Annotated in this window: 1 protein-coding gene; it reads left to right on the top strand. The window is 63.9% G+C overall.

Annotated features, from left to right (window positions below):
* Nucleotides 1-216, top strand: a 216-nt coding sequence (locus ACV22W_RS33810; RefSeq protein ID WP_448023888.1) for a hypothetical protein, incomplete at both ends; no start/stop codon positions are given.

Genomic DNA, 216 nt, shown 5'->3' with positions numbered 1-216 from the left:
CGCGCAGATCGACCTCGGCCAGGGTGGCACGATTGCGGCCAAGGGCAACGTAACGCTCGGTGCGGCAAGCACGACATCGACCGTGAACAGCAACAGCTCGGGCAGCGACAGCCACGGCAGCTATGCGGAAACGCTGCATACGTCCGATCAGACGCTGACCGCGACGACGCTCAAGGGCGGCGACACGGTCAATGTCGTGTCGGGCAAGGACATTAC

Source organism: Burkholderia sp. AW49-1 (genome assembly GCF_053427845.1).
Note: the sequence above shows the minus strand (reverse complement) of the source record. Positions and strands in the feature narration are given on the sequence as shown.